Origin of the sequence: Mesorhizobium sp. M7A.F.Ca.CA.001.08.2.1 (assembly GCF_003998455.1) — a bacterium.
Taxonomy (GTDB): Bacteria; Pseudomonadota; Alphaproteobacteria; order Rhizobiales; family Rhizobiaceae; genus Mesorhizobium; species Mesorhizobium ciceri.
On record NZ_RZPW01001417.1, the window covers coordinates 1 to 566 of the forward strand.

The following is a 566-nucleotide window of genomic DNA, read 5'->3' on the forward strand; positions in this document are numbered from 1 at the left end:
ACCGAGGTCCGTCGAGTTTCCGGTCGGTTCCGACCCACGATTGCCAACTGTCGATCGCGCCCGGCGGCGTCACCTGATGCAGCAGCGGCACTGCCAGGAAAGCCTCAGGCTCTTCCGAGGCGAGCGCCGGATAACGCGCCAGGAACGCGGGCGCGCAAACCGGGAACCACTCACCCTCGAGCAGTTTTTCGGTCACGAATTCGGGCCATTGCCCGGCTTCGCCGAAACGGATCGACAATGCCACTTCAGGCTGGTCGAAATCCCTGTAGTCGGTGGATGTCTGCAGCAGCACGCGGCCATCGGCAACCTGCGATGTGATGAGGCCGAAGCGCGGCATCAGCCATGCCTGCGCGAAGTCGTGGCTGCAGCCGACCACGAATGTATCGCTGTCGTGCGCGGTCAAATCCTCGACCGCTTGCCTGATGGTGCCGAGACCCTCGCGGATCGCTTCGGCCAGCGTGTTGCCGGCCCCGGTGACGGCGACGCGGTTGCCTCTGCGCGTGAACAGCTCGACCGACAGCTGGCGCTCGAGATTGGCGACATGCCTGCTGACCGCCGATTGTGCG

The 566-nt window shown here is 65.0% G+C and carries 1 protein-coding gene; it reads right to left on the reverse strand.

Translation table 11 applies throughout. The features are described 5' to 3' along the window. The coding region (locus tag EN914_RS37730; protein ID WP_127389797.1) for a LysR family transcriptional regulator at positions 1-566 on the reverse strand (566 nt) is incomplete at both ends.